We start from the raw sequence: 25,764 nt of genomic DNA, 5'->3' as shown, positions 1-25,764 counted from the left end.
ACTGCAATCCGGCCCGTTCCATGGCCTTTCCAACCGTAGCAGGCAAGCCGTCTCGGCTCGCTGGTTCCGGATTTCAGGCTGGCTGTTACCAGATCGAAATGCGCTGTTCCGGGGGAATATACATCGCATTATCGGGGGTCACGCCGAACGCTTCGTACCAGGCATCGATATTGCGAACGACGCCGTTCACCCGGTATTCTTCAGGGCTGTGGCTGTCGGTGCGCAGACGGTTGCGATAGTTTTCTTCGCGCTGCGCCGAACGCCATACCTGCGCCCATGCGAGGAAGAAGCGCTGATCGCCGGTCAGCCCGTCAATCACCGGTACTTCCTTGCCTTCGGTGGCGATCTTGTAAGCACGGTAGGCAAGGCTCAGACCGCCGAGGTCACCGATATTCTCGCCCAGCGTGAGACGGCCGTTGACGCACGTCTCGCCGTCATCGAGCGGGCAGAACGCATTGTACTGCTCGACCAGCGCATCGCCGCGCTCATCGAACGCTGCACGATCGGCATCTGTCCACCAGTTCCGCAGCATGCCGGTGCCATCGGACTTGGAACCCTGATCGTCGAAACCGTGGCCGATTTCGTGGCCGATCACACCGCCGATTGCGCCGTAATTGACCGCCGGATCAGCGCTGATGCCGAAGAACGGTTGCTGCAGGATCGCCGCGGGGAAGACGATCTCGTTCTTCGTCGGGTTGTAATACGCATTCACCGTCTGCGGCAGCATGAACCATTCGGTCCGGTCGATCGGACCGCCAAGATTGGCGATCATGTCGTTCCAGCCCCATTCGGCCGCAGCCATACGGTTGGCGAGGGGATTGTCAGGAACGATCTCCAGACCTTCATAGGTTTCCAGATTATCGCGGTAGCCGATTTTCGGATCGAAGCTGTTCAGCTTGTCCATCGCCTGCTTCTTCGTTTCTTCGCCCATCCAGTCGATGTCATCGAGGCTTTGAGCGAGAGCGACGCGCAGGTTTTTGACCAGCTCGTCCATCGCAGCCTTGTTCTCCGGCGGGAAGTAACGCTCGACATAGGACGCGCCCACCAATTCACCCAGCGCACCTTCGGTTTCGGCGATGGCGCGTTTCCAGCGTGCGCGCTGTTCAGGCGTGCCGCGCAGGGTCTGGCCGAAGAAAGCAAAATTGGCTTCGTCGAACCGGGTCGGGAGCACTTCTGCATTGGACGAAAGGAAGCCTTTGACCGTCCATGCCTGAAGCACTTCGAGCGGTGTGTTGGCTGCCAGATCGAACATCGCAGGCATACCGCCGCCAATCTTGGCGAGGGTTTCCTCGTCCAGGCCGAGTTCGCCGGCGCGTTCAGCGCTAGGGGGCAGGTCGCTGACAACGAACCGGTCGGTATCTGCAAATCCGCTGGCTGTCAGCATCGCGGCGAGCGGGAAACCGCTGGCCAGATCCGCCAGTTCATCGGCCGTCACAGCATTGTATGTCAGATCGCGATTGCGCCGTGTGGCGCGGTCCCAGCTGACCTTGCGTGCGATAGCATCTTCGAAATCGTAAACTGCCTGCGCGGTCGCTTCCGCATCGTCATAGCCGGCTTCCTTGAACAGGAATGCCATGTATTCGCGGTACTTGGCCTGGATTTCCTGGCCTTTCTCGGTTTCATCGAGATAATAATCCCGGTCCGGCAGGCCAAGGCCGCCGGCGCCGACATAAACCGAATAACGGGTCGGTTCCTTCGCATCGACATTCACATAACCGCCCAGAGGCGAGGAATAACCCGGCGTACCCCAAAGCGTGGCGAGAGCCGCCAGCGTATCCGCACCCTGGATTGTGTCGATATATGGCTGCGCCATTGTCAGGCCAGCCGCGTCAATCGCCTCGGTATCGAGGAATGCGCTGTAGGCATCGACTATGCGCTGTTCAGAGGCGCTCAGGCTGCCGTCACGGGAAACCAGTTCGTCCACCAGTGCTTTCACATCGGTGGTCGATTTTTCCCGCAAAAGGTTGAATGCGCCGAAGCGTGAAAATTCGGCGGGCAGCGGGTTCGCATCCAGCCAATCCTGATTGACGTATGCGAAAAAGTCATCACCCGGATTGATCGTATCGCTCAGCAATTCGGGATCAACACCCCATTCGCCAAAGCTCATGGTCGGGGTTGCGACAACCTCTTCCTTCTTATCCATTTCACCATGATGTTCGGCCATCGCCGGGGTGGCGGCGATCAGCGCAACGGCGCTCGCGCCTGCGGCAAGAATTGTACGAATCATATGATTTGTGCTCCCAAAGAATCAGTCCCAGACAGTCCAGCCGGACTGTCGATTGAGTGTGTCATACCGCATGCGGCAATTTCCAGCCGACATTCATCGGTTTGATATGCAGCTTGGTCGATTAAGCCGCTTCGCTGGACGCGAATTGCAGCGCCGCCAGCCTGCTGTAAAGCCCGCCAGCATCAGACAATTGCTGGTGCGTGCCCTGCTCAACGATCTGGCCGTCTTCCAGCACCACAATCCGGTCGGCAGCACGTACGGTTGCAAGGCGGTGCGCGATGACAAGCGTAGTGCGGCTTTGCATCAGGCGGTCGAGTGCCTGCTGGACCAATTGCTCGCTTTCAGCGTCCAGCGCGCTTGTCGCTTCGTCCAGCAGCAGAATCGGAGCGTCGCGCAGTAGAGCGCGTGCAATGGCGATGCGCTGCTGCTGGCCGCCCGACAGCCGCGTGCCGCTTTCGCCCAGATAGGTATCCAGCCCGTTCGGCAGATCTCGCAGGAAAGACGCGGCATTGGCAGCCCGTGCCGCTTCCCAGATTTCTTCGTCATTGGCATCCCACTGGCCGTAACGCAGATTGTCGCGGGCGTTGGAGGAGAACAGCACTCCATCCTGCGGGACCAACGCAATACGCTTGCGAATCTCCGCCGGATCGGCGCTGGTCAGCGGCACGCCATCGATCCGGATGGTGCCCGCTTGCGGGTCGTAAAACCGTTCCGCCAATTGGAAGATGGTCGATTTGCCGGCACCTGAAGGGCCGACGATTGCAACCGTCTCGCCTGGCTCGACCTCAAGCGTGAAATCCTTGAGCGCAGCGGTGTCCAGCCGCGTCGGGTAACGGAAAGTGACATTGCGGAATGACAGGCTGCCGCGCGGCGGAACCGGCAGTTCCTGCGGCCGCTCTGGCGGGGCGATAGCGGGCCGTTCATTCAGCAGTTCGTTGAGCCGGCTTGCCGCGCCTGCACCGCGCAGTAGTTCTCCGTAAACCTCGGTAAGAGCGCCAAATGCGCCTGCCACTAGGCCGCCAGTGATCACGAATGCGGCGATGGTGCCTCCGCTGATGTCGCCTGTGGTGACGCCAACGGCGCCGCGCCACATTATCAGGGTGATCGAGCCGAAAATGAACAGGATGATGATCGACGTCATCAGGGCGCGCAGGAGAATCCGCTTTTTAGCGGTGTCGAATGTCGCCTCGACGGCATCGCCAAACCGGGCCTGTTCGCGCTTTTCCTGATTGAACGCCTGGACGATTTTCATCGCGCCCAGCGTTTCGGAGATGATCGCCCCAATGTCAGCCACACGGTCCTGGCTCGAACGCGAGATATTCCGAACCCGCCGGCTGAAAAACATGATCGGCCCGACGATCAGCGGAATACCGAGCAGCAGGCCCATGGTCAGCTTGGGAGCGAGGTAGAACAGGTAGATCGTCCCGCCGATCGCCATCAATATGTTGCGAAGAGCGACCGAAACCGTGGTCCCGACAACCACTTCGATCAGCCCGGTATCGGCGGTCATTCGGCTGGCGATTTCCTTGGGGCTGTTTTCTTCATAGAAGGCGGGCGCCAGTAGCAGCAGGTTTTCCTGCACCTTGCGGCGGATGTCGGCGACCACGCGCTCCCCAAGCCAGCTGACGAAATAGAACCGCAGCGCCGTGCCGATGGCCAGAACGCCGACGATCAGCAGCAGATATCGGAACCAGCGCCCGATTTCATCAGGATCGCCGCCAGCGGCAAAACCATAATCAATGATCAGCTTGAACCCGGCAGGAATCGCCAGCGTTGCACCCGCGGTAATCAGCAGCGCGACAAACGCCATTGCCACCTTGCCCGGATATTTGGCCGCTTCCGTCCAGATCATTTTGAGCGGGCCTAGCGTCTTGGCCGGCTTAGGCTCCGAATTTCCGGCCTTCTTGCCCCGTCCAAATCTCCTGCGCCCGGCAGGAGCCTGATCACTTTCTTGCAGTGTCTGATCCGCGTCCATTGCGCTGAAATAGGGAGTGCGATGGGGAAAATCCACCTGCACGGCGCGATATGAACGATAATCGCCTTCAGACGTTGCGCTTGGCAAGAAATAGGCTCATGGTGCAGTGCACAATAGGCCGTATCGGCCAACCTTTCGTCGCAGGGGACTTCATTTGCTTTATCACGCTTACGAATTGCAGCGCGCCTGGATGTCCAGCGCAAGCGCCTGGGCATCGATCGGCGCTGAAATGCTGTCCAATCCCAAATTGCCGATGGGCTACATGGGCGTTGGCCCGATGGCGGCATCGGCGCTGGAAGTGTTCGCCCACGCAGCCGCCCCTTATGGCAAACCTGCATTCGGTATCGAAGCTGTGACGGTCGGCGGGAAACAACACCCCGTTTCCGAGGCGACAGTGGTGAACAAGCCCTTTGGCGATCTGAAGCGCTTTGTCCGCGAAGACCTGCCGGAAGATGCGCCGAAATTGCTGATCGTCGCCCCGATGAGCGGACATTTCGCCACCTTGCTGCGCGGCACCGTCGAACGGATGGTCGACAGCTGCGAGGTCTACATAACTGATTGGGCAGACGCGAAAACTGTGCCGCTGCACGAGGGCAGCTTCGATCTTGATGATTATATAGATTATCTGATCGAGTTTCTCGAACACATCGGCCCCGGCGCGCACATGATGGCCGTATGCCAGCCATCTGTTCCGGCATTTGCAGCAACCGCGATCATGAACCGCGAAAACCACGAGTGCGCCCCGAAGACGCTGACCATGATGGGCGGACCGATCGACACGCGTGAGAGCCCGACGACGGTCAACGACCTCGCCATGGAACGTCCGATTGGATGGTTTCGCGAAACCGTGATTGCGACCGTGCCGCTTAGCCATCGCGGCGCGGGCCGGCGGGTCTATCCGGGGTTCCTGCAGCTGGCGAGCTTCATGAGCATGAATTTGGGCAGCCACATGCTCAGCCATTACGAGATGTTCAAACATCTGACCGCAGGCGATGATGACAGCGCCCAGGCGACCAAGGATTTCTACGACGAATACCGGTCTGTCTGCGACATGACGGCGGAGTTTTATCTCCAAACGGTCGAAGAAGTTTTCCAGACCCACGCGATCCCCAACGGCACGTTCGTTCACCGGGGGAAAATTGTCGACCTGCACGAGATTACCGAAACGGCCATTCTCGCAATCGAAGGCGAGCGTGACGATATCTCAGGGCTGGGACAGACGAAGGCCGCACTAAAGCTGGCAGACAAGCTGTCCGACAAGAAAAAGCGCTATTACATGGCCGAAGGTGCCGGGCATTACGGCATTTTCAACGGCAGCAAATGGCGTGAAAAGGTCGCCCCCGTGGTCGAGGAATTCATCGCCGAACACGGGTGATCTGCCCGCCCTTGCCAATCAGCGCGGTGGCGGGATTTCCTGAGGTTTTCCGAAGCTGAAGATACGCCTGATGATGCGGCGCGCGGTGATCAGCAGCCAGATCGTCAGGGCCAGCAGGACGGCTGCAATCGCTGCCGCCCAATACGGGTATTCATAGGCAGCGTATAACAGCCCCACGGTGGCAACATCTTCTGCGGTGGACACAGCGATATTCGAAACCGGTTCGGGGCTGGTGTTGACCACCGCGCGCGCACCGGCCTTGCCGCCATGCGCAGCCAGTGAAGCACCGCCGCCCAGCATGAACGCGATGACCTGCATGGCCGGGTCTGATGGATCGACAATTGCGAGCGCCAGCAAAGCGCCGCCGATCGGGCGCAGCAATGTATGAACCGTGTCCCATATCGTATCGAGCCACATGACCTTGTCGGCGAAGAATTCGGCAACCGCCCCAAGCGCGGCGATACCCATGACCCACGGATTCTCTAGAATCGCGAGGCTCGTCAGATGTTCCGGCACGGGCAGCGCATCCAGCCGCATCGCCAGACCGGTTGCAAAAATGCACAAATAAAGCCGCCAGCCCGCAAGCAGGCTGACGCTACCGGCGACACCAAGAATCTCTACAATACCCAAACGGCCCACCCTCCTGTTCGGAGAATGGGCCGCTGGATAGTTTTAGGCAAGCCCGCCGCAATAGCGCGGGCCCGGCTACAGCTTAGAAGATCTCAAACAGACCCGCCGCGCCCATGCCGCCGCCGACACACATGGTGACGACGCCGTATTTCGCCTTGCGGCGCTGACCTTCGCGCAAAACGTGGCCGACGCAGCGTGCGCCGGTCATGCCATACGGGTGACCGATAGAGATCGAGCCGCCGTTTACGTTCAGCTTGTCATTGTCGATGCCCAGCTTGTCGCGGCAGTAAAGCACCTGCACGGCGAAAGCTTCGTTCAGTTCCCACAGGTCGATATCGTCAACCGACAGGTCGAAACGCTCAAGCAGCTTGGGGATGGCGAAAACCGGGCCGATGCCCATTTCGTCAGGCTCGGTACCGGCGACTGCCATGCCGACATAACGGCCAAGCGGGTTGAGACCGCGCTTTTCAGCTTCCTTGGCTTCCATCACGACAACAGCGGCGGAACCATCCGACAGCTGCGATGCGTTACCGGCAGTGATGGTCGTGTCAGGGCCGAGAACCGGCTGCAGGCTTTGCAGGCCTTCGAGCGTGGTCGACGGACGGTTGCCTTCGTCCTTGGCGATGGTCACGTCCTGATCGGAAACCTCACCGGTTTCCCTGTCTTTCACCTTGTGGGTGGTGCTGACCGAAACGATTTCGTCGTCGAACAGGCCTGCTTCCTGCGCAGCGGCGGTGCGCTGCTGCGACTGGAGAGCGTATTCATCCTGCGCTTCGCGGCTGATGCCGTAACGCTGAGCGACGGTTTCAGCGGTCTGAAGCATCGGCATGTAAATCGCGCCGTGCATCGCCATCAGTTCCGGGTCAGGCATGACGCGCATTTCCGGGGTCTGGACCATGCTGATCGATTCCTGACCACCAGCTGCGACGATATTCATCCGGTCGGTGATGACCTGCTTCGCGGCGGTCGCGATAGTCATCAGACCCGAGGAGCATTGACGATCGATGGTCATGCCCGAAACGCTGATCGGGCAGCCCGCACGCAGCGCCACCTGACGGCCGAGGTTACCGGCCTGCGCACCCTGCTGCAAAGCGGCGCCCCACAGCACGTCATCGATTTCGCCCGCTTCAATGCCAGCGCGTTCGATGGCCGGCTTGAGTGAGTACGAACCGAGCGTTGCGCCAGGGGTGGAATTGAAAGCGCCCTTATAGGCTTTGCCCATACCGGTACGGGCGGTTGAAACGATTACTGCGTCGCGCATGGCGAACTCCTTCTTTGGTCGTGATTCGGTCGATTTTCCTGGGGAGGGGGTGGAAAATCAGACGAACAGCATGGTGATCCATTCGCAGATCAGGGCGGGTTTATCTTCGCCTTCGATCTCGATCGTGATTTCGCAGGTCTGCTGCCACTGGCCGGGACGCTTCTCTACCATTTCGGTCAGTTTCCAGTGGCCGCGAATGCGCTTGCCGCTGCGGACCGGGGAAATGAAGCGGGTTTTGTTTCCGCCATAATTCACACCCATCTTCACACCGTCGATCTTCGGAATATCCGAATTGGCCGAGAGATAGGGAATCATGGAGAGGGTCAGGAAGCCGTGTGCGATGGTGCCGCCGAACGGGGTCATCTTGGCCGCTTCTTCGTTGATGTGGATGAACTGGTGATCGCCGGTCGCGTCCGCGAACTGGTTGATCCGTTCCTGGCTCATTTCGGCCCATTCGCTGGTTCCGATAACTTCGCCTGTCTTCGCTGCGATATCCTGTGGGGACATGTGCCTCTCCTTTGGCCGCTTGTGTGAAATCTGGCCGCTACATGGAGCATACAGGCGCAGAGCGCAACGCACTTTCCGTTAACGTCAACCTGACCTTACGGAATCGCGGGCCGCAAGACGGGCCAATTGCAGGAATAATCGGTCGGGCCGAAGCCCGGCACGCAGGATCAGGATGCGGCGGGCGCTTCCGGTTGGGCCGCAGCACGGCCATCAGCCGCCCTTTGCTCTCCAGACTGCAAGCGCGTTGAAGCCAGCTTCCGCTGTTTCGCTTGTTCCGGATCAGTCCGCTTGAGATAGCTCCAAAATCCGCATTGCAGCGCAACCAGCATCAACACAAATGGCTGATAGGCGATGCCCTGAAACAGAGATCCCACGAGATAGATGATTTGCGCATATTGCAGCGCGGTTGCGAGCGGGGCCTGCCATTGCTGGTCCGCCCCGGTCCTGCCCCGCCAACGGCGGCGCAGCCGTTCCATCTGCCACAGTCCCAGCGCGTGCAGCCACAGCCAGAGAAACAGGCCCGGCCAGCCCTGTTCGCCGAGCATTTCGAAAATCGCCGAGTGATATGCGCGGCCGTTATCGGTCACCTCGCGGTATTCGACGGAAACTGTATTCCCGTCGAGATTCTCCTGCTTGACCGGCATGTCATAGGTGAACTTGTTTCCGCGATAGGCATCAAAACCCCCGCCCACCGGGTTGTCCTGCACATATTCAAGCGTCCATGTCCAAACCGCGACACGGGTCGAGGCGGACTGATCACCTTCATGACTGGTGATGGTCGACATCCGTTCGTAATAGCTTTGCGGAATGAACGGCAGCGCGACCAGAGCCAGCGCCGCGCCGGAAACGATAAACACCAGCCTGCGCTTCACATCGCGCATCGCCAGGCCGATCAGCACGGCGATACAGATCAGGCCTGTCCGCGCCTCTGTCCCGATTGGCATCAGCAAACATGCAAAGATCAGGGAATAGGCAAATGTCTTGACCCGCCAATCGGGTTCGAAAATTGTTCCGTGTTTCGTTAACCAGATAATTACGGGGATGCTACAGATGGCGACAGTCGCCAAGGTGGAGCTTTCGTAAATGCCGCTGTTGTCGTTGACGAAGAACAGGTTGCGTTCGTAGCCGCCGCCACCCAGCACGGTTTTCATACCCGCTGAAATCACGATCGCGGCAACCGTCAGGACCATCACCAGCAGCGCGCTTTCAATCCGCAGCCGGGTGATCATGGTGAAGGGCAGGAATATGGCGAAAAACAGCGCCTTCCATACCCACTGCCATTTCTCGTCCGCGAATTCGGGGAAGTCAGCATTGCCGGTGGTCCACATGCAATAAAGCAGCAGCACACCCATGATCGCCTGTCTTAGCGTGAATCGCGCTTCGCGCTTCGAATCGGTCAGCAGCCACCCTGCAAACGCTGCGCAGAAGGTGATCAGGGAGATCTGGATCGCGGGCATGATCGTGTAGCCCATCCGGCCCGGACTGAGGATATCGACGTAGATATATGCGAGCACCCAGATGAATGGTCGCCTGAAACCAATCAGCATGACCGACGCGATGAACGCGAACAGCGCAAGATCAATCATCGCCAGCAACCTCGCCCGATTGCCCGGATTTACGAACTCTCCGACGCGACGGTTTCGCGTCGGTTTCCCGGTCCAGATCGTCCCGCCCGGCAATGCGGATCAGCGCAAGCAGGAGCAGGCCGTGGATCAGGGCAAGGGCGAAATAGTCGATCAAGGTGCGTAAAGCTCCGGTGGGTTGGACTGCCGCCCTAACAAGATGGAGTTGACGCGCCGTTAAGCTTGTTCTGGCATTCGACCATGCATGACGCGCGTTTTGCACATTCTGGACCACTCCCTGCCCCTCCACAGCGGGTACACTTTCCGCACGCGGGCAATTCTGAAGAGCCAGCAGGCTGCCGGGCTCGAGGTGCGCGGAATCACCGGACTTCGCCATGAAGCCGACGGACCGGATGTCGAGGAGGCGGACGGCCTATTGTTCCACCGCACCAGTGGAAAGGCCGAAGGGCCCGCTGGCGTGCGCGAGTGGCGCGAAATCGGCGCACTCGCTTCTGCAATCGAGGAGCTTTGCCAGGAATGGCGCCCGGATATTCTGCACGCCCATTCACCCGCCCTGTGCGGGCAAGCAGGGCTGAGAGCCTCGCGAAAGCTCGGCATACCGCTTGTCTATGAAATTCGCGCATTCTGGGAAGACGCGGCAGTGGGCAACGGAACGGGTCGAGAGAACTCGCTAAAATACCGCCTGACCCGCACGCTCGAAAATCGGGTGGTCGCCGGGGCCGATGCGGTATTCACAATCTGCAATGGCCTGCGCGACGATCTGATCGGGCGCGGTTTCGATGGCGGCAAGATCGGTATTTCGCCCAACGGCGTCGACCTGTCGCTGTTCGGCGATCCGCCGGCGCGCGACGATGGGCTTGCGCGTGAATTGGGCCTGGAAGACGGACCGGTCATCGGATTTATCGGCAGCTTCTATGATTACGAGGGGCTCGACGATCTGATCGACGCGATGCCCGAACTGCAGGCATCGCACAGCGGTGCGCAATTGCTGCTTGTGGGTGGCGGGCCTCGCGACGAATCGCTGCGTCAACAAGCGGCCGCATCCAGTGCAGCCGGCAAAATTCATTTCACCGGCCGCGTTCCCCACTCGGAAGTCGAACGCTATTATTCGCTGATCGACGTACTTGCCTATCCGCGCAAGGCAAGCAGGCTGACCGATCTTGTGACACCGCTGAAGCCGCTTGAGGCGATGGCGCAGAAGCGTCTGGTCGCGGCATCAAATGTCGGCGGACACCGTGAACTGATCGAGCACGAACAGACCGGAATACTTTTTCCCGCAGACGATCCGTCAGGCATTGCTGGCGCGCTGGATGAACTGATCAGGCATCGTGAAAACTGGCCTGCCATGCGTGAAGCAGCGGTGAAACATGTCATCCGCAATCACGACTGGGCGCAGAACATTCATCGTTATCAGTCTGTTTACCATCATTTGCTAACCCGAGGGTCCAATCGGGAAATCTCGGCCGCCGCATAGGCGCGACGGGCATTCCCAGCGGATTGAACGAGGACAACAAGTGGCAGGCACAAATAAAAGCAAATCGGCGAATCAAGCTGCGATAAGCGCCCATCCGGCGTTTCCGGTTGTCGTCGCCTTGTGGTTTGCAGCGCTGCTTGGCCTCGGCAGTCTGGTTCTGCCGATCGCGCTGCTTGAAAAAGCGGTCACCGCAACCGGCATCGCATCGATCTGGCAATCTGCCGCACCGCCGCTGGGCGTGACTGCGCGTCTCGCGATCGCCATTTCTGCTGCTTTGGCAGGGGCTGCCGCCGGTCTGTTCATCGCCCGCAAGGTCGCACAAAGCCAGAGCACCCCTTCACCGCGCAAGGCCGATGCCAGAACCGGTGACGAGCCCACCGTAGCATCTGATCTGCCAATGCGCGCGCCGATCTCGGCCCATGAGGAGCTCGGATCCGAAGGTTTGGACGAGCCGCTTGAAGAACCGCACACAGCGCGGGAAAACTTCGGTGGCCGGAGGCGCGCGCTTGCGGTGACCGACGACAGCGGACCCAGCGATTTCTTCGAATCCGCCCCCCTCCCTGGCGGCGATGCAATCATCGATGACCATGAAGATTACGATGGCAGTGACGGCGCCGGACAGAACGCAGAGCACAGCACGAATATTGACGATGAGCCGAGCGAAGCTGCCGAACCGCTTGAGCTGCATGAATTGGCCCTGGCGGAACCCGCCGCTGAGGCTGTTGAAAGCCCGTTTGCGCAGCCGATCGAGAACGAAGTTTACGAACCGCGTCCCTTCGGCGCGTCCACTGCAAGCGCATCGGCGCAGCCAGCCATCGCCGCATTGAAGATCGGCGCCCAGTCGGCATCCGCAGAACCCGAAGACAGCCATTTTCCAGAACAGACCCCGGCGGAAATCCCGCATGGGGAGCGAGAGCCAATGTCCAGTCAAACACAGCCTTCCATGGTACCCGCACACGAACCCGCCCCGTTCGCCCCACCAGCATCGGCCACCCCGCCTGAACAGCAGTTCACTGCGCCGGTTGAGCCAGCCGCACCGCTGGGTGAGAGGCCGCTAAACGAACTGGGAATTGCGGAACTGGTGGAACGGTTCGCCATGGCGCTGCAGTCGAAATCCAATCACGTTTCAGCCGCTGCGGCTGAAGTTGAGGATGCCCGGCTGGATGATGTCCCGGCGCCAGCGTTCATTCCTGAGGCCGAAGTGGCCGCAGAACCTGAGCCGGCAGCATCGCCTCTGGTCTTCCGCCGATCCAATCCTGCGGCAGTTGAAAGCCAGTCGCAGCCTGAACCGCAGGCCCAGCCGCAATTTGCGCCTGCTGAAACCAGCCAGCCGGAACGGTTCAGCTTTTCAGCGACAGCAAACGCTTCTGTGAACAGCTTGTCTCAGGCGAGTGCAGCCATGCCCGCAGCTTTGAGGCCCCTGGGCTTCGACGACGTGCCTGATGACGACGACCAGGACGGTGATCTTGATCTCTCGCTTTCCTTTGCCCGGGCAGCCGGTCCGTTCGCCGGCCCGGCAGGTGGGCCCGCAACGCCGGTCGCGGAAGACAATTCGCTACCGCAATTTGCCGCTTCAATGGCTGACGAATTGGCCCCTGAGGAACCCGAGCTCGAAGACAATTCTGCCTACAGTTCACTGCTCTCCATGAGGAGCCAACTGGGCGGCGGGCAAGAGTTCGTCCGGATAGATGATGACTTGCCCAGCGAAGAAACCGCCGGAGTGGCGGAACCAGTCGTGGTATTCCCCGGTCAGGAACAAAGTGCAGTAGCGGCTCCGGTCTTCAGCTCTGCGAGAAGCGAACCCGCCGCTGCACCGCGCCCGTTTGACGCGCCGCCTGTTGCCGGCACACCCAAACCTGCACCGCATACGATCAGCAATTCGGCGCAGCCCAATAACGCGATGGAAACCGAGCGCGCGTTGCGAGAGGCATTGGAAAAGCTGCAGCGCATGAGCGGCGCCGCCTGAACCAACCCACACTAGAGAAAGCGCAGGAAGCCCGCCCTAGGTTTGGCGGGCTTTTTTGCGTCCGGGCTACCGAACGACAATCTATTGCCGTGCATACGATAACTTGGCCCTTCGCAGTTGCAAAAATCATTTCATGTCGCCATTACGGTGTTTCGCGACATTTTCCGTGCGTCACCTGCGGATTCGATGCGCAACATTGCCGGATTTGGCCTAGGGAGCCCTCAATCCGGCACCTGGCATGATAGGAAGAATTGAATGGGATACCCTGCGCCTGAAGGGCTGTACGATCCAAGGAACGAACACGATGCCTGCGGCGTCGGCATGGTTGCGCATATCAAAGGCAAGAAATCGCATTCGATTGTTTCGCAGGCGCTGGAAATCCTCGCCAATCTGGATCATCGCGGCGCGGTGGGCGCAGATCCCTTGCTGGGCGATGGTGCGGGCATCCTGCTGCAGGTACCCGACCCGCTGTTCCGCAAATGGGCGGATGAAAGCGGCTATGAGCTCCCGGCACCGGGCGATTATGCCGTGGCCCAGTGTTTCATGCCGCAAGACGAGGCCGCGCGCGACTTCGTAACCGAGCAGCTCGAAAAATTCGTCGCGAAGGAAGGCCAGACCGTTATCGGCTGGCGCGATGTTCCAACCACGCTGGACGGGCTTGGCAAGGCCGTGATCGAATCGATGCCGGTGATGCGGCAATGCATCGTCAGACGCGGCGAAGGCTGCGCCGACCAGAGCGCCTTCGAACGCAAGCTGATCGTCATTCGCAAGCAAACGCTCAATCCGCTCGCCCGACTGGCCGAGAAGCACGGGCTTCCGGATCTGGTCAAAACCTACATTCCAAGCTTTTCCAGCCGTACCATTGTGTACAAGGGACTGCTGCTGGCGAACCAGGTTGGTTCGTTTTATGATGATTTGCGTGATGCCGACTGCGTGTCCGCACTCGGGCTGGTCCACCAGCGCTTCTCCACCAATACGTTCCCGAGCTGGCGTCTTGCCCACCCTTACCGCTTCATGGCGCATAACGGCGAAATCAACACGGTTCGCGGCAATGTGAACTGGATGAACGCCCGCCGCCGGACCATGGAAAGTGAACTGCTGGGCGCCGATCTCGACAAGATGTGGCCGCTCATTCCGCATGGCCAATCCGACACGGCGTGTCTCGATAACGCGCTCGAACTGCTGCTGGCTGGCGGATACAGCCTGGCGCATTCGATGATGATGCTCATGCCCGAAGCCTGGGCCAAGAACGCTCTGATGGGGCCTGAACGGCGCGCTTTCTATGAATATCATGCCGCGCTGATGGAACCGTGGGACGGGCCGGCGGCAGTCTGTTTTACCGATGGCCGCCAGATCGGCGCGACCCTGGACCGTAACGGCCTGCGCCCCGCACGTTTCTGCGTCACCACCGACGATATCGTATGCCTGTCATCCGAGAGCGGCGTGTTGCCGTTCAAAGAGGAAGACATCACTCGCAAATGGCGTCTGCAACCCGGCAAGATGCTGCTGATCGACCTTGAAAAAGGCCGGATCATCGAAGACGCAGAACTGAAGGCCGATCTGGCCGAGGCGCACCCTTACGCCAAGTGGCTGGAGCAGGCGCAGTACAAGCTGGAAGACCTCGACGTGATCGAGCCCGAGCTGTCCGAAGTGCCAGAACCGATCGACAGCCTGCTGCAGCGCCAGCAAAGCTTCGGTTACACGCAGGAAGATATTTCCAAATTCCTGGAGCCTATGGGCCTCAGGGGCGAAGACCCGATCGGATCGATGGGCACCGATACTCCGCTGGCGGTCTTGTCCAACAAGAGCCGGCTGCTGTACGACTATTTCAAGCAGAACTTCGCGCAGGTAACCAATCCGCCGATTGATCCGATCCGCGAAGAACTGGTGATGAGCCTGCTGTCCATGGTCGGCCCACGCCCCAATCTGCTCGGCCGTGATGCCGGCACGCACAAGCGTCTCGAAGTCAGCCAGCCGATCCTGACAAATGACGATCTGGCCAAGATCCGCTCGGTCGAGGCGGCGCTGGACGGCGCATTCCGGACCGAAACCATCGACATCACCTGGGATGCAAGCAAGGGCGCAAAGGGCCTGAAACTGGCGCTGAAGGAAATGTGCTGGGCCGCCACCGAGGCGGTGCTTCAGGATCACAACATCCTGATCCTTTCCGACCGCGCACAGGGGCCCGACCGGATCCCCATGCCCGCACTGCTGGCAACCGCAGCCGTCCATCATCATCTGGTCCGCCAGGGCCTGCGGATGCAGACCGGGCTTGTGGTCGAAACCGGTGAAGCCCGCGAAGTGCATCATTACTGCGTCCTCGCAGGGTACGGCGCGGAAGCGATCAACCCCTATCTAGCGTTTGAGACCCTCGAACAGATGCGGGCGGAGAAATTCCCCGAAACGCCGCAGAGCGAGGTTGAAAAGAACTACATCAAGGCTGTCGGCAAGGGCATCCTGAAGGTCATGTCCAAGATGGGCATCTCCACCTATCAGTCTTACTGTGGTGCGCAGATTTTCGACGCGGTCGGCCTCTCCAGCGACCTGATCGATACCTATTTCAAAGGCACCGCGACCACCATCGAAGGAATCGGCCTGAAGGAAGTGGCGGAGGAGGCGGTTCGCCGCCATGCCGTCGCCTATGGCGACAATCCGCTCTACAAGGGCATGCTCGATGTCGGCGGGATCTACCAATACCGCTTGCGCGGCGAAGACCACGCCTGGACGCCGGGCAATGTCGCCAGCCTTCAGCATGCCGTGCGCGGCAACGATCCGAAGAATTACGAAGATTTCGCCCGCTCGGTGAATGAACAGTCGGAACGTCTGCTGACCATTCGCGGTCTGATGGAATTGAAGCCAGGCGAAAAAGCTGTCCCGATCGACGAGGTCGAACCCGCAGTCGAAATCGTCAAACGTTTCAGCACCGGCGCGATGAGCTTCGGCTCCATCAGCCATGAAGCGCACAGCACCCTCGCCATTGCGATGAACCGCCTTGGCGGCCGTTCGAACACCGGCGAAGGCGGCGAGGAAGTCGAACGCTTCACGCCGATGGCCAATGGCGATTCGATGCGCAGCCGCATCAAGCAGGTCGCATCTGGCCGCTTTGGCGTGACTGCCGAATATCTCGCCAATGCAGACGATATCCAGATCAAGATGGCACAGGGTGCAAAGCCCGGTGAAGGCGGTCAGCTGCCCGGCCACAAGGTTGACAAGCGGATCGGCGCGGTGCGCCATTCGACGCCAGGCGTGGGCCTGATTTCCCCGCCGCCGCATCACGACATTTATTCGATCGAAGATCTCGCGCAGCTGATCCACGACCTAAAGAATGTGCAGCCCAGCGCGCGCATTTCGGTGAAGCTGGTTTCCGAAGTCGGGGTTGGCACGGTTGCCGCCGGTGTGTCGAAGTGCAAGGCCGACCACGTTACGATTTCGGGTTATGAAGGCGGCACCGGGGCATCCCCGCTGACCTCGCTCACCCATGCCGGTAGCCCGTGGGAAATCGGCCTGGCCGAAACCCAGCAGACCCTGCTGCTGAACGATTTGCGCAGCCGTATCGCGGTGCAGGTCGATGGCGGTCTGCGAACCGGCCGTGATGTTGCCATCGGCGCTCTGCTGGGCGCGGACGAATTCGGCTTTGCGACCGCGCCGCTGATTGCGGCCGGCTGCATCATGATGCGCAAATGCCACCTCAACACCTGTCCGGTTGGCGTCGCAACGCAGGATCCGGTCCTGCGCAAGCGTTTCACCGGCACGCCCGAACATGTCATCAATTACTTCTTCTTCGTCGCGGAAGAGCTACGCCAGATCATGGCCGAAATGGGCTTCCGCACGATCGAGGAAATGATTGGCCGGGTCGACCGGATCGATATGAAGCGGGTCCACCGTCACTGGAAAGCCGATGGCGTCGATCTGGGCAAATTGCTCCACGTGGTCGATGTGGAAGAGGGCAAGAAACTCTACCACACCGAAACGCAGGATCACGGCCTCGCTGCAGCGCTCGACAATATACTGATCGAGAAGGCGCAGGGTGCGATCCAGAACGGCGAGCCAGTTCAGATCGATATGGAAGTGCGCAATGTGAACCGCACAGTCGGAACGATGCTGTCCGGCCTGATCGCCAAGGCGCACGGCCATGCAGGACTGAAGCCGGAAACCATCCGCATCAATCTGACCGGTGTTGCCGGGCAAAGCTTCGGCGCATGGCTGGCGCATGGGGTCACGCTCGACCTGACAGGAGACGCCAACGATTATGTCGGCAAAGGATTGTCGGGCGGACGGATCATTGTGAAACAGCCAGACAATGCGCCTCGCAAACCATCGGAAAACATCATCGTCGGCAACACCGTTCTGTACGGGGCAATCGCTGGCGAAGCCTATTTCAACGGCGTCGCGGGTGAACGTTTCGCGGTGCGCAATTCAGGGGCCATCGCGGTTGTCGAAGGCGCCGGAGATCATTGCTGCGAATACATGACCGGCGGCGTCGTGTGCGTGCTGGGCAAGACCGGGCGCAACTTTGCCGCGGGAATGTCCGGCGGTATCGCCTATGTTTACGACGAGGACGGCAGCTTCGCCGACCTTTGCAACATGGCCCAGGTCGATCTGGAAGAAATCTCCGCCACCCCGGACGAAGAGGACGGCACTGGCCGCCCGCAGCACCGGGCATCCAACGTCAATGATTTCGGAATGGGCGATCCGCTGCGCCATGATGCAGAGCGGCTGAAGATACTGGTCGAACGGCACAAGCTGCATACTGGCAGCCAGCGTGCCGGCGACCTGCTCGACGATTGGGACAACGCACTCACCAAATTCAAGAAAATCATGCCGCGTGATTACGCCCGCGCGCTCCGCCAGTTCGAGGCAGAGCGTGAAGAGGCCGCAGCGGTCGCAGCGGAATAAGGGTCAGAAACCATGGGCAAGGACACAGGCTTTCTCGAAGTAGACCGGCAGGACCGGACCTATCTCGATCCCGGCGAAAGGCTGAAGAACTACAAGGAATTTGTGGTTCCTCACGATGAAGAGGCGCTGAAGGCGCAGGCTTCGCGGTGCATGGATTGCGGCATCCCGTATTGCCACAATGGCTGCCCGGTGAATAACATCATCCCCGACTGGAATGATCTGGTTTACAAGGGTGACTGGAAGAATGCGCTGGAAGTGCTGCATTCGACCAACAATTTCCCCGAGTTCACCGGCCGCGTCTGCCCTGCTCCGTGCGAGGCAAGCTGCACGCTCAACATCATCGATAAACCGGTGACGATCAAAAGCATCGAATGCGCCATCGTCGACAAGGGTTGGCAAGAGGGCTGGATCAAGCCCCATGTGCCTGAGAAACAGACTGGCAAATCCATTGCTGTAATCGGATCGGGCGCCGCCGGGATGGCCTGTGCACAGCAGCTCGCACGCGCTGGGCACGCGGTGACAGTGTTCGAAAAGAGCGACCGCATCGGCGGCCTGCTGCGTTACGGCATCCCTGATTTCAAGATGGAAAAACATCTGATCAATCGCCGCGCCGTGCAGATGGAGGCGGAAGGCGTGACCTTCAAAACCTCTGCCGAGGTCGGCGTGGAAGTTTCTTTCAAGGCGCTTCAGGAAAACTTCGACGCGATCGTCCTGTCGGGCGGCGCGGAAGAAGCGCGTATGCTTGATGTGCCGGGCGCTGAATTGCCGGGCGTTCGCTTTGCGATGGAATTCCTGACCCAGCAGAACAAGCGCAATGCCGGCGACGATGAAGTCCGTGCGGCCCCTCGCGGCACGCTGACCGCGAAGGACAAGCACGTAATCGTGATCGGGGGCGGCGATACCGGCAGCGACTGTGTCGGCACATCCAACCGCCAGGGCGCGAAGAGCGTCACCCAGCTGGAGATCATGCCCCAGCCTCCCGAAAAAGAAGACAAGGCGCTGACTTGGCCCGATTGGCCGATGAAAATGCGCACGTCGTCCAGCCACGAAGAAGGCGCCAGCCGCGACTGGTCGGTTCTGGCCAAGCGTGTGATCGACGATGGCGGCGAAGTGGCCGGCCTGGAATGCATCCGCGTCGAATGGAAAGATCGCCAGATGGTCGAGATCGAGGGCAGCGAATTTACGCTTCCAGCCGATCTGATCCTGCTCGCGATGGGCTTCACCGGCCCCAAGAAACGCGGCCTGCTGGACCGTGCCGGTGTTGAACTGGATCCGCGCGGAAACGTGGCCGCCAATACGGTCGACTATTCCACCAGCGAGCCGGGCGTTTTTGCCTGCGGCGACATGCGGCGCGGCCAGTCACTTATTGTCTGGGCAATCCGCGAAGGGCGCCAGTGCGCGCGCGCGGTCGACGAAGCCCTGATGGGGTCCAGCGAACTGCCACGCTGAGCGTCATACTGATTGCTGACCCGGCTCTGCCGACCGGCCGATCTGATGCATCCGGCCAGATTTGTTGAAACTTAACGCTTTTCGCGGGCAGAAAGCGCGTATAAAGAATACCGACAGTAAATTGGTGCCGCATTTCGGGCGTGTGCAGTACCGATGGGAGGAATTGAATTTATCGAGCGTTGCCATGCAAGTGCCGCCGCTGAATTCCTGATATTGGTCGCTAACACCTTGATGAAAAAAAAGAATAAGTTGCTCACTCGATCAGCCTTTTGTTCAGCTTTGCTGGCGACATCCGGGTTGAGCGCGTTGCCAGCAGGCGCACAGGATGCCGCGGCAATCACCGCAGATGCGCCCGAGGCAGCCGCGCTACCCCCGGCAAAACCCGAGCAAAAGGCCCCTGGTCCGATCAAAACCCGCGTGTTGTGGTCTCAATTCACCGACATCGTAGTTTCGGGTGATGCCGATGACACGCTACGGTATGGCGGCAAAATCGATGCGTATGTCGATATCGGAGGCAGCACGGTGGGGCTGGACGACAGCATCTCGCTGCATGTGCATCCGGAATTCAAATACGGCGAAAGCAGCAATGGTGAAGTCGGCCTGATCCCGGCCAACACATTGCTCTTCTATCCTGATGAAGGCGATGTTTTCGACCTCGATATCAACATCACGAAACGCTGGAAGAGCGGGATCAGCCTCACTGTTGGCAAGCTCAATATTCTTGATCTTGCTGCGCGCATTCCTGTGCAAGGCGGCGGCGGGCATGAAGGCTTCCAGAACCTGGCACTGGCCCTCCCGCCAAGCGCAATCGTGCCTGGTTCCATAACCGGCGCGATGCTGAATGTGCCGACCGACAAGCTGATCTACCGTGTGCTGGTGTTCGACCCCGAACTGCAATCCCGGCGCAGCGGGCTGGAAGACCCGTTTTCCAAGGGCGTCGGTGTACTCGCTTCGGCGACATTACCGGTAAAGATCGGCGGAAAGCGGGGATATTACGCGCTCAAGATTGCCGGTTCGACACGCAGCGAAGTTGCCGCCGATGCTTTACCGGCTGCCCTCATACCGGCGCCCGGATCAAGCTTCGGCAACCGGAAGGGTGAAATCAGCGCCATTCTGGCGTTCGACCAATATATTTTCGAAGATAGCCAGAACCCCGGCAAAGGGATCGGCATTTTCGGCCAGATATATATGTCGAACGGCGATCCGACCTTCCTTGACGCAAGCGGCTTCATCGGAATCTCGGGCAATCCCAAGGGGCGGCCGACCGACCGGTTTGGCCTGACTTATTTCCGGTATTCACTCGCGGACGGCCTGGTTGATGTCCTCAACAACCGCGTCGCTCTCGAAGATGAAGAGGGCGTCGAGGCCTTCTACACGGTTCAGGTGGGCAAGCCGTTCCGCCTCACCGCCAATCTTCAGGTCGTGGATTCGGCAGTCAGCGTGCGCGATGTAGGCGTGACCGCCGGGCTGCGGCTGACCACTGCTTTCTAGCACCTGATCGCATTACCGCCTGAAGCGGGCGCAGCTTGCAACATTTGGGCAAGTGCCCGACAGGTTTGGCTGAATGAAACGGAGCAACTCTTCTCAGCGCGGTCTCGGCCTTGGGCGCAAGGCGCGTAACGCCGCTCGCTTGCTGCGCAACCGGTTGGCGATGACTTCGGGTGAGGATGCAGCCCTTTCGCAAATCGCGGATGTCACGCGTCACGTCGAAAGCTTCGCCGCGCATACTGGTAAGGACCCTGCTCGTTCCACCGTTCTGGAAATCGGATTTGGCGCGCGGCCGAGGCGCGCGTTCCTATTGTCCGGGTTTTTCGAACGGGTTTACGCGATCGACCTCGATGCACCCGTTCTGTCGCTCCGCGATGCCGCACGGACCTGGCGCAAAAATGGCATGGAGCGCGCCCTCAAAAGCGCGGCGCGGCACATGCTGTTCGACGCGCGAGACTGGCCGCGCTTCCATGAAACCGCAAAGACTGCTCTCCCGAATTATGCCCCCGATAAGGTGCAATTCGCCGTGGGGTCGGCAGGTGAACAAAGCATCTGGAACGAAATTCCGCCGATCGACTTCGCATTTTCCAGCGATGTGTTCGAACATATCGAGCCCGGCGATCTGGACCGGATGCTAGGCCTGCTCCGCACAAATCTTGCGCCAGACGGTCTGATTGTCACTCTCCCGATGGTGTTTACCGGAATACTTGGCGGGCACAATCCCGCCTGGACCCGCTGGACCGCTGACCGGATGCCTGCCGATCAGGCCTGGAGGCACCTGATTGATCCTGAGTTCGCGCCGGACACCTATCTCAACCGGCTCAGCCGTGCGCAGTTCGCGGACGCTTTTCAGCAAGCCGGATTTGAAATCCTCAAGGATCACGCTCTTCTGGGGCGTCTGGGGGAACGTCATCTGACAGCGGAAAAACGCACCGCACTCCCATTGCAGGATGATTACGAGCTATTTTCCAACCGGGTGGAGTTTCATCTGGCCTGAACCACCAACCTAGCCGGCGCGCAGGCAGTGCTGTTGTTAGCCGAGCGACCAGTCGATTGGCCGGGATCCATTCGCTTCGAGAAATTTGTTTGCCGCGCTGAAAGGCTTGCTGCCGAAGAAGCCGCGATAGGCTGACAGCGGACTCGGATGGGGACCTTTCAGGACCAGATGGTTCGGCGCCTGTCCAAGTGCGGGAATACGCGCGGCCTTCGCCTGCGCATGGCTCCCCCAAAGTATGAACACTGTTGGCGTGCCGCGCTGCGCGACGGCTGAAACTGCGGCATCGGTGATCGCATCCCAGCCCTTACCCGCATGGCTGCCTGCCTGACCTGCTTCCACCGTCAGGGTATTGTTGAGCAGCAGAACACCCTGCCGCGCCCAAGGTTCGAGATTGCCATGGCCCGGCGGCGAGATTCCAAGGTCACTTTCCAGTTCCTTGTAAATATTGATCAGTGATGGCGGCACCTTGATGTCCCGCGCGACAGAAAAACACAGCCCGTGCGCTTGCCCCGCACCGTGATAGGGATCCTGCCCCAGTATAACGACCTTCACCTGATCCAGCGGCGTCAGTTTAAGCGCGCGGAGGCGCTGTCCGCGCGGCGGGAATATCTGCTTGCCCGCATTCTCCTCCGCCTGCAGCCAACCACCCAGCTTGCGCGCAGCGGGCGCAGTCAGCGCAGGCTCGAGCGCGCCGCGCCAGCTATCCGGGATTGCCTCGTTCATGGCAGCCAGATTACCCCTGCATGCAAATCACCGCCAGCCGCCTCTTTCCCTTAATCCCCAATCGGCCTAAGGCGCAGCCTATGGCAGTTCATTTTCACGAAGAAGATCTACCCGAAGGCGTGCTCGCGCCGGGTCCGGTAGCGGTTGATACAGAAACCATGGGGCTGATTACCCACCGCGACAGGCTGTGCGTGGTTCAGATCAGCGATGGCAAGGGCGACGAACATCTGGTCCGCTTTGCCGTTGACAGCACATATGATGCGCCCAACCTCAAGGCAGTGCTGGCGGATCCGGAACGCCTGAAGCTGTACCACTTCGCCCGGTTCGACCTTGCCGCGATCGAATATTACCTCGGCGTGGAAGCCGGGCCGGTATTCTGCACCAAAATCGCCAGCAAGCTGACCCGCACCTACACCGATCGGCACGGCTTGAAGAATCTGGTCGTCGAATTGCTGGGCGGCGACATGTCGAAGGCGCAGCAAAGCTCCGACTGGGGCGCGCCTGTAATTAACGAGGCGCAGCGCGATTATGCGGCATCCGACGTCCGTTTTCTGCACCGCCTTCACGAGGTGTTCGTCGAACGGCTGGCGCGCGAAGGACGTACGGAAATGGCGCAGGCCTGTTTCGATTTCCTGCCGACCCGTGCACGGCTCGATATTGCCGGCTGGCCGGAACACGATATTTTCAGCCACGCTTAAGCGAACGGAGATCAGGAACCGGCCATGGTCATCAAACGGCGGATCGAAACGGACAAGGCGAAGGAGCTGCGCAGCGCGCGGCAACATTTCGCTGCGCCCGGCGGTTCGCATGACAGGCTGGTAAGCGTTCTGGGAAAAGTGCTGCCGATGGCGGTTGGCGTTCTCGCAGCGCTGATGGTGATTACTCCGCTGTCTCCGCGCGGCGAAATCAGTTTTCTGCTGGACCGTAACAAGGTCGCCGTGATCGATGAACGGCTGCGCGTCGACAATGCGCTCTACCGCGGCCAGGACAACAAGGGCCGCCCGTTTTCACTGACCGCCGACGAGGCGGTGCAGAAATCTAGCAAGGAAGGGATCGTCCGGATGGATGATCTGGTGGCCCGGATATTGCTGCCCGAAGGGCCTGCCATACTGGAGGCTGATGACGGCACCTACACGATCGACGATGAAGTGGTGGCTGTACCGTCTACCATCACCATGATCGCCGCCGACGGTTACAGGATGACGGCCAGGAACGTGTCTTTCAGTCTGGCAGACAAACAATTGACCGGCGAAGGCGGGGTCGAAGGTGCAATTCCCGCGGGCACTTTCTCGGCCAACCGGCTTGAAGCTGATTTGACTGAAAGAACAGTTGCGCTGGAAGGCAATGCAAGGCTGCGGATGATACCGGGCAAGCTAAGGATACCGTGATGCACAAGACACTTCGTAATGCAGCCCAGTCTGCTCTGCTAGGTTTCGCGGTCACAGCGGCGGCGCTGGGCGGAATGCAGCTGCATGCGCAGGCGATCGCCTCTCACAATTCCAACGCGCCGGTAAATTACGCCGCAGATCGGATCGAGTTGCAGGACCGGCAGAACCGCGTCGTGCTGTCTGGCAATGTCGACATCACTCAGGCTGGCCTGCGCGTACAGGCGGCCCGTACACTGGTGAATTACAGCGACGCCGGATCGCTCAGCATCCAGCGGATTACCGCAACCGGCGGTGTGCGCGTTACCCGGGGCAGCGAATCGGCCAGCGGCGATGTGGCCGTGTATGATTTCGGACGCCGGATCATCACCATGGCCGGTAATGTCCGGCTGCGCAGAGGCACCGATACGCTGAACGGCGGACGGCTGGTTATCGATCTGCGCACCGGCGTATCGAGCGTTGACGGTCGCGCATCAGGATCGTCCAGTGTCACTGGAGAAACAGGAACGACAACTTCGGGCGGCCGCGTAACCGGCAGCTTCACAGTTCCGCAGGACTGAACTGGCGCGCGGCGTGGCGCGGATTGACAGAAAAGCAACCGGCCGCAAACTGCTGCGGCTGCTGGGCAGGACTGAGCACCAAAGAAATCTGATCATCGAGAATGATCAGGAATGGAGCGACCTTCTCGCTCTCGCCAGCGAACACCGACTGATGCCGCGGCTGCATGCCCGGCTCGAACGCGGTGAAATTGCCCTGAGCCCGCCTGATGAACACCGCGAACGGTTGCGGCAGGCACACAGGGAAAGCGCCCTGCTCAACCTTGCATATCGCACGGAATTGTTTGCCGCAGTCGAAGCGCTAGCCGCTGCCGGAATGCAGCCCGTCTCGCTCAAAGGTGCGTGGCTGGCATGGTATGCTTACCCCTCGGCCGCAGAGCGTCCGCTGCGCGACATCGACCTGCTGTTGCCAGCTGAACAAGCGCTGCCCGCGTTCGAATTGCTGCGGGCCAGAGGATTCCGCCAGACCGAAGCATCCGCGTCAGCCCCAGCGGAGATGATCGGACACGCCAAGCATCTTCCGCCGCTCACCTCCCCAACGGGGGTGGAATTTGAAATCCATATGCACGCATGGGAGCCGGAAGGCGCGGTGGAATGGCCGATGCCCCCGCTGATAGACAACAGGATCATTGCAAATGCGCGGCCTGGCGGCGCAGGTGATCCGTGCCTTTATCCCAAGCCGCAACACATGCTGGCGCACCTGTGCATCCACGCCGTCTACAGCCATCGCTTCGATGTCGGACCGCTTGTGCTCAGTGATATCGACGCGTTAATCCACCGCGAACAGATCGACTGGGCGAGCTTTTGGCGCGATGCGCATGACGGCGGCTGGCACCGCGGGGCGGCGCTGGTCATGCGGCTGTATTTCCTCTGGATGCAGCGCGATATTCAGGTTCTGTCCGGCAGTGAACCTCTCGCCCCGATGGACGCAGTGGATGCCGCAGAAAGCCTGCTGTTCCAGAACCCCGCGCAGCGCCGCGATCTGGGCGCAGCAGCTTCGGTTTACGCCAAAGGCGGCGTTTTCTCGCGAATTGGCCAGATCAGGCGGCGTCTCGCTGGCGGAAACCGCGCCCGTGTGCCGGCCGGCGGGGAATCTTCAGAAAGTTTCCCGGCATGGATTTTGCGCAGGGGCAAGCAATCGGCATCGTCCATTGCGGACAGGAACCTCCGCGCAGCGGCAAGGCAACATGCGCGTATCGGCGAGTGGCTGGACGAAGGCAAAGCGTAGACAATTCACAGCCCGATATTGCCCGGACCGCGTGATCCGCTAG

19 protein-coding genes are annotated in these 25,764 nt (G+C 60.1%); 11 read left to right on the top strand and 8 right to left on the bottom strand.

Annotated features, from left to right (window positions below):
* Positions 1-85 precede the first annotated feature (85 nt).
* Entirely contained in the window at positions 86-2,227 is a 2,142-nt protein-coding gene (locus PO778_RS12300) for a M13 family metallopeptidase (RefSeq protein ID WP_271439850.1), read from the bottom strand.
* A 121-nt stretch (positions 2,228-2,348) separates the two neighbouring features.
* The gene (locus PO778_RS12295) at positions 2,349-4,079 is read right to left on the bottom strand and encodes an ABC transporter transmembrane domain-containing protein (RefSeq protein WP_438944406.1); all 1,731 of its coding nucleotides are present in this window, start codon (positions 4,077-4,079) and stop codon (positions 2,349-2,351) included.
* Positions 4,080-4,356: 277 nt separating this feature from the next.
* Between PO778_RS12295 and PO778_RS12290 the strand changes: the two genes are divergently transcribed.
* Positions 4,357-5,577, top strand: a complete 1,221-nt coding sequence (locus PO778_RS12290; RefSeq protein WP_271439848.1) for a polyhydroxyalkanoate depolymerase — start codon at positions 4,357-4,359, stop codon at positions 5,575-5,577.
* Between the two features lie 18 nt (positions 5,578-5,595).
* Here the strand turns inward: PO778_RS12290 and PO778_RS12285 are convergent, their stop codons facing one another.
* The 5 genes from PO778_RS12285 to PO778_RS12265 form a co-directional block, all read right to left on the bottom strand.
* Positions 5,596-6,207: a DUF4126 domain-containing protein gene (locus PO778_RS12285; RefSeq protein ID WP_160730964.1), complete on the bottom strand. Its 612-nt coding sequence runs from the start codon at positions 6,205-6,207 to the stop codon at positions 5,596-5,598.
* An 82-nt stretch (positions 6,208-6,289) separates the two neighbouring features.
* On the bottom strand, positions 6,290-7,468 hold the full coding sequence (locus PO778_RS12280; protein ID WP_160730965.1) for an acetyl-CoA C-acyltransferase: 1,179 nt from the start codon (positions 7,466-7,468) through the stop codon (positions 6,290-6,292).
* Between the two features lie 57 nt (positions 7,469-7,525).
* On the bottom strand, positions 7,526-7,975 hold the full coding sequence (locus tag PO778_RS12275; RefSeq protein WP_160730966.1) for a MaoC family dehydratase: 450 nt from the start codon (positions 7,973-7,975) through the stop codon (positions 7,526-7,528).
* A gap of 167 nt (positions 7,976-8,142) precedes the next feature.
* Positions 8,143-9,561, bottom strand: a complete 1,419-nt coding sequence (locus PO778_RS12270) for a DUF5935 domain-containing protein (RefSeq protein ID WP_271439847.1) — start codon at positions 9,559-9,561, stop codon at positions 8,143-8,145.
* The gene (locus PO778_RS12265; RefSeq protein ID WP_271439846.1) at positions 9,554-9,715 is read right to left on the bottom strand and encodes a hypothetical protein; all 162 of its coding nucleotides are present in this window, start codon (positions 9,713-9,715) and stop codon (positions 9,554-9,556) included. Before PO778_RS12265 ends, PO778_RS12270 begins: the two co-directional genes overlap by 8 nt.
* Before the next feature lie 87 nt (positions 9,716-9,802).
* Here PO778_RS12265 and PO778_RS12260 point away from each other — a divergent pair, with 87 nt between their 5' ends.
* From PO778_RS12260 to PO778_RS12235, 6 genes are all read left to right on the top strand, one after another.
* Positions 9,803-11,032: a TIGR04063 family PEP-CTERM/XrtA system glycosyltransferase gene (locus tag PO778_RS12260; RefSeq protein ID WP_271439845.1), complete on the top strand. Its 1,230-nt coding sequence runs from the start codon at positions 9,803-9,805 to the stop codon at positions 11,030-11,032.
* 40 nt (positions 11,033-11,072) lie between these two features.
* Positions 11,073-12,998 carry a hypothetical protein gene (locus PO778_RS12255; RefSeq protein ID WP_271439844.1) on the top strand — a complete coding sequence of 642 codons (1,926 nt, stop codon included), beginning with the start codon at positions 11,073-11,075 and terminating at the stop codon, positions 12,996-12,998.
* A 255-nt stretch (positions 12,999-13,253) separates the two neighbouring features.
* The gene (gltB, locus tag PO778_RS12250) at positions 13,254-17,894 is read left to right on the top strand and encodes a glutamate synthase large subunit (protein WP_271439843.1); all 4,641 of its coding nucleotides are present in this window, start codon (positions 13,254-13,256) and stop codon (positions 17,892-17,894) included.
* Positions 17,895-17,906: 12 nt separating this feature from the next.
* Positions 17,907-19,343: a glutamate synthase subunit beta gene (locus PO778_RS12245; RefSeq protein ID WP_271439842.1), complete on the top strand. Its 1,437-nt coding sequence runs from the start codon at positions 17,907-17,909 to the stop codon at positions 19,341-19,343.
* 297 nt (positions 19,344-19,640) lie between these two features.
* The gene (locus PO778_RS12240) at positions 19,641-20,834 is read left to right on the top strand and encodes a carbohydrate porin (RefSeq protein ID WP_271439841.1); all 1,194 of its coding nucleotides are present in this window, start codon (positions 19,641-19,643) and stop codon (positions 20,832-20,834) included.
* Between the two features lie 73 nt (positions 20,835-20,907).
* On the top strand, positions 20,908-21,828 hold the full coding sequence (locus PO778_RS12235) for a class I SAM-dependent methyltransferase (protein WP_271439840.1): 921 nt from the start codon (positions 20,908-20,910) through the stop codon (positions 21,826-21,828).
* 36 nt (positions 21,829-21,864) lie between these two features.
* Here the strand turns inward: PO778_RS12235 and ung are convergent, their stop codons facing one another.
* Positions 21,865-22,551: a uracil-DNA glycosylase gene (gene ung, locus PO778_RS12230; RefSeq protein WP_271439839.1), complete on the bottom strand. Its 687-nt coding sequence runs from the start codon at positions 22,549-22,551 to the stop codon at positions 21,865-21,867.
* An 80-nt stretch (positions 22,552-22,631) separates the two neighbouring features.
* Here ung and PO778_RS12225 point away from each other — a divergent pair, with 80 nt between their 5' ends.
* Genes PO778_RS12225 through PO778_RS12210 form a run of 4 tightly spaced genes read left to right on the top strand, consistent with a single transcriptional unit; the run spans position 22,632 to position 25,721 of the window.
* Positions 22,632-23,249, top strand: a complete 618-nt coding sequence (locus PO778_RS12225) for a ribonuclease D (RefSeq protein ID WP_271439838.1) — start codon at positions 22,632-22,634, stop codon at positions 23,247-23,249.
* Positions 23,250-23,273: 24 nt separating this feature from the next.
* Complete coding sequence (locus PO778_RS12220) at positions 23,274-23,939, top strand: LPS export ABC transporter periplasmic protein LptC (RefSeq protein WP_271439837.1); 666 nt, start codon at positions 23,274-23,276, stop codon at positions 23,937-23,939.
* Positions 23,939-24,496, top strand: coding sequence for an LptA/OstA family protein (locus tag PO778_RS12215; RefSeq protein ID WP_160730977.1), 558 nt, complete (start codon positions 23,939-23,941; stop codon positions 24,494-24,496). The genes PO778_RS12220 and PO778_RS12215 overlap by 1 nt, the downstream gene beginning before the upstream one ends.
* Positions 24,497-24,509: 13 nt before the next feature.
* Positions 24,510-25,721 (top strand): nucleotidyltransferase domain-containing protein, encoded by a 1,212-nt coding sequence (locus tag PO778_RS12210; protein ID WP_271439836.1) that lies wholly within the window; start codon positions 24,510-24,512, stop codon positions 25,719-25,721.
* Positions 25,722-25,764: the final 43 nt, after the last annotated feature.

The sequence above is a fragment of the Pontixanthobacter luteolus genome (assembly GCF_947494915.1).
GTDB classification, from domain to species: domain Bacteria; phylum Pseudomonadota; class Alphaproteobacteria; order Sphingomonadales; family Sphingomonadaceae; genus Pontixanthobacter; species Pontixanthobacter luteolus.
Note: the sequence above shows the minus strand (reverse complement) of the source record. Positions and strands in the feature narration are given on the sequence as shown.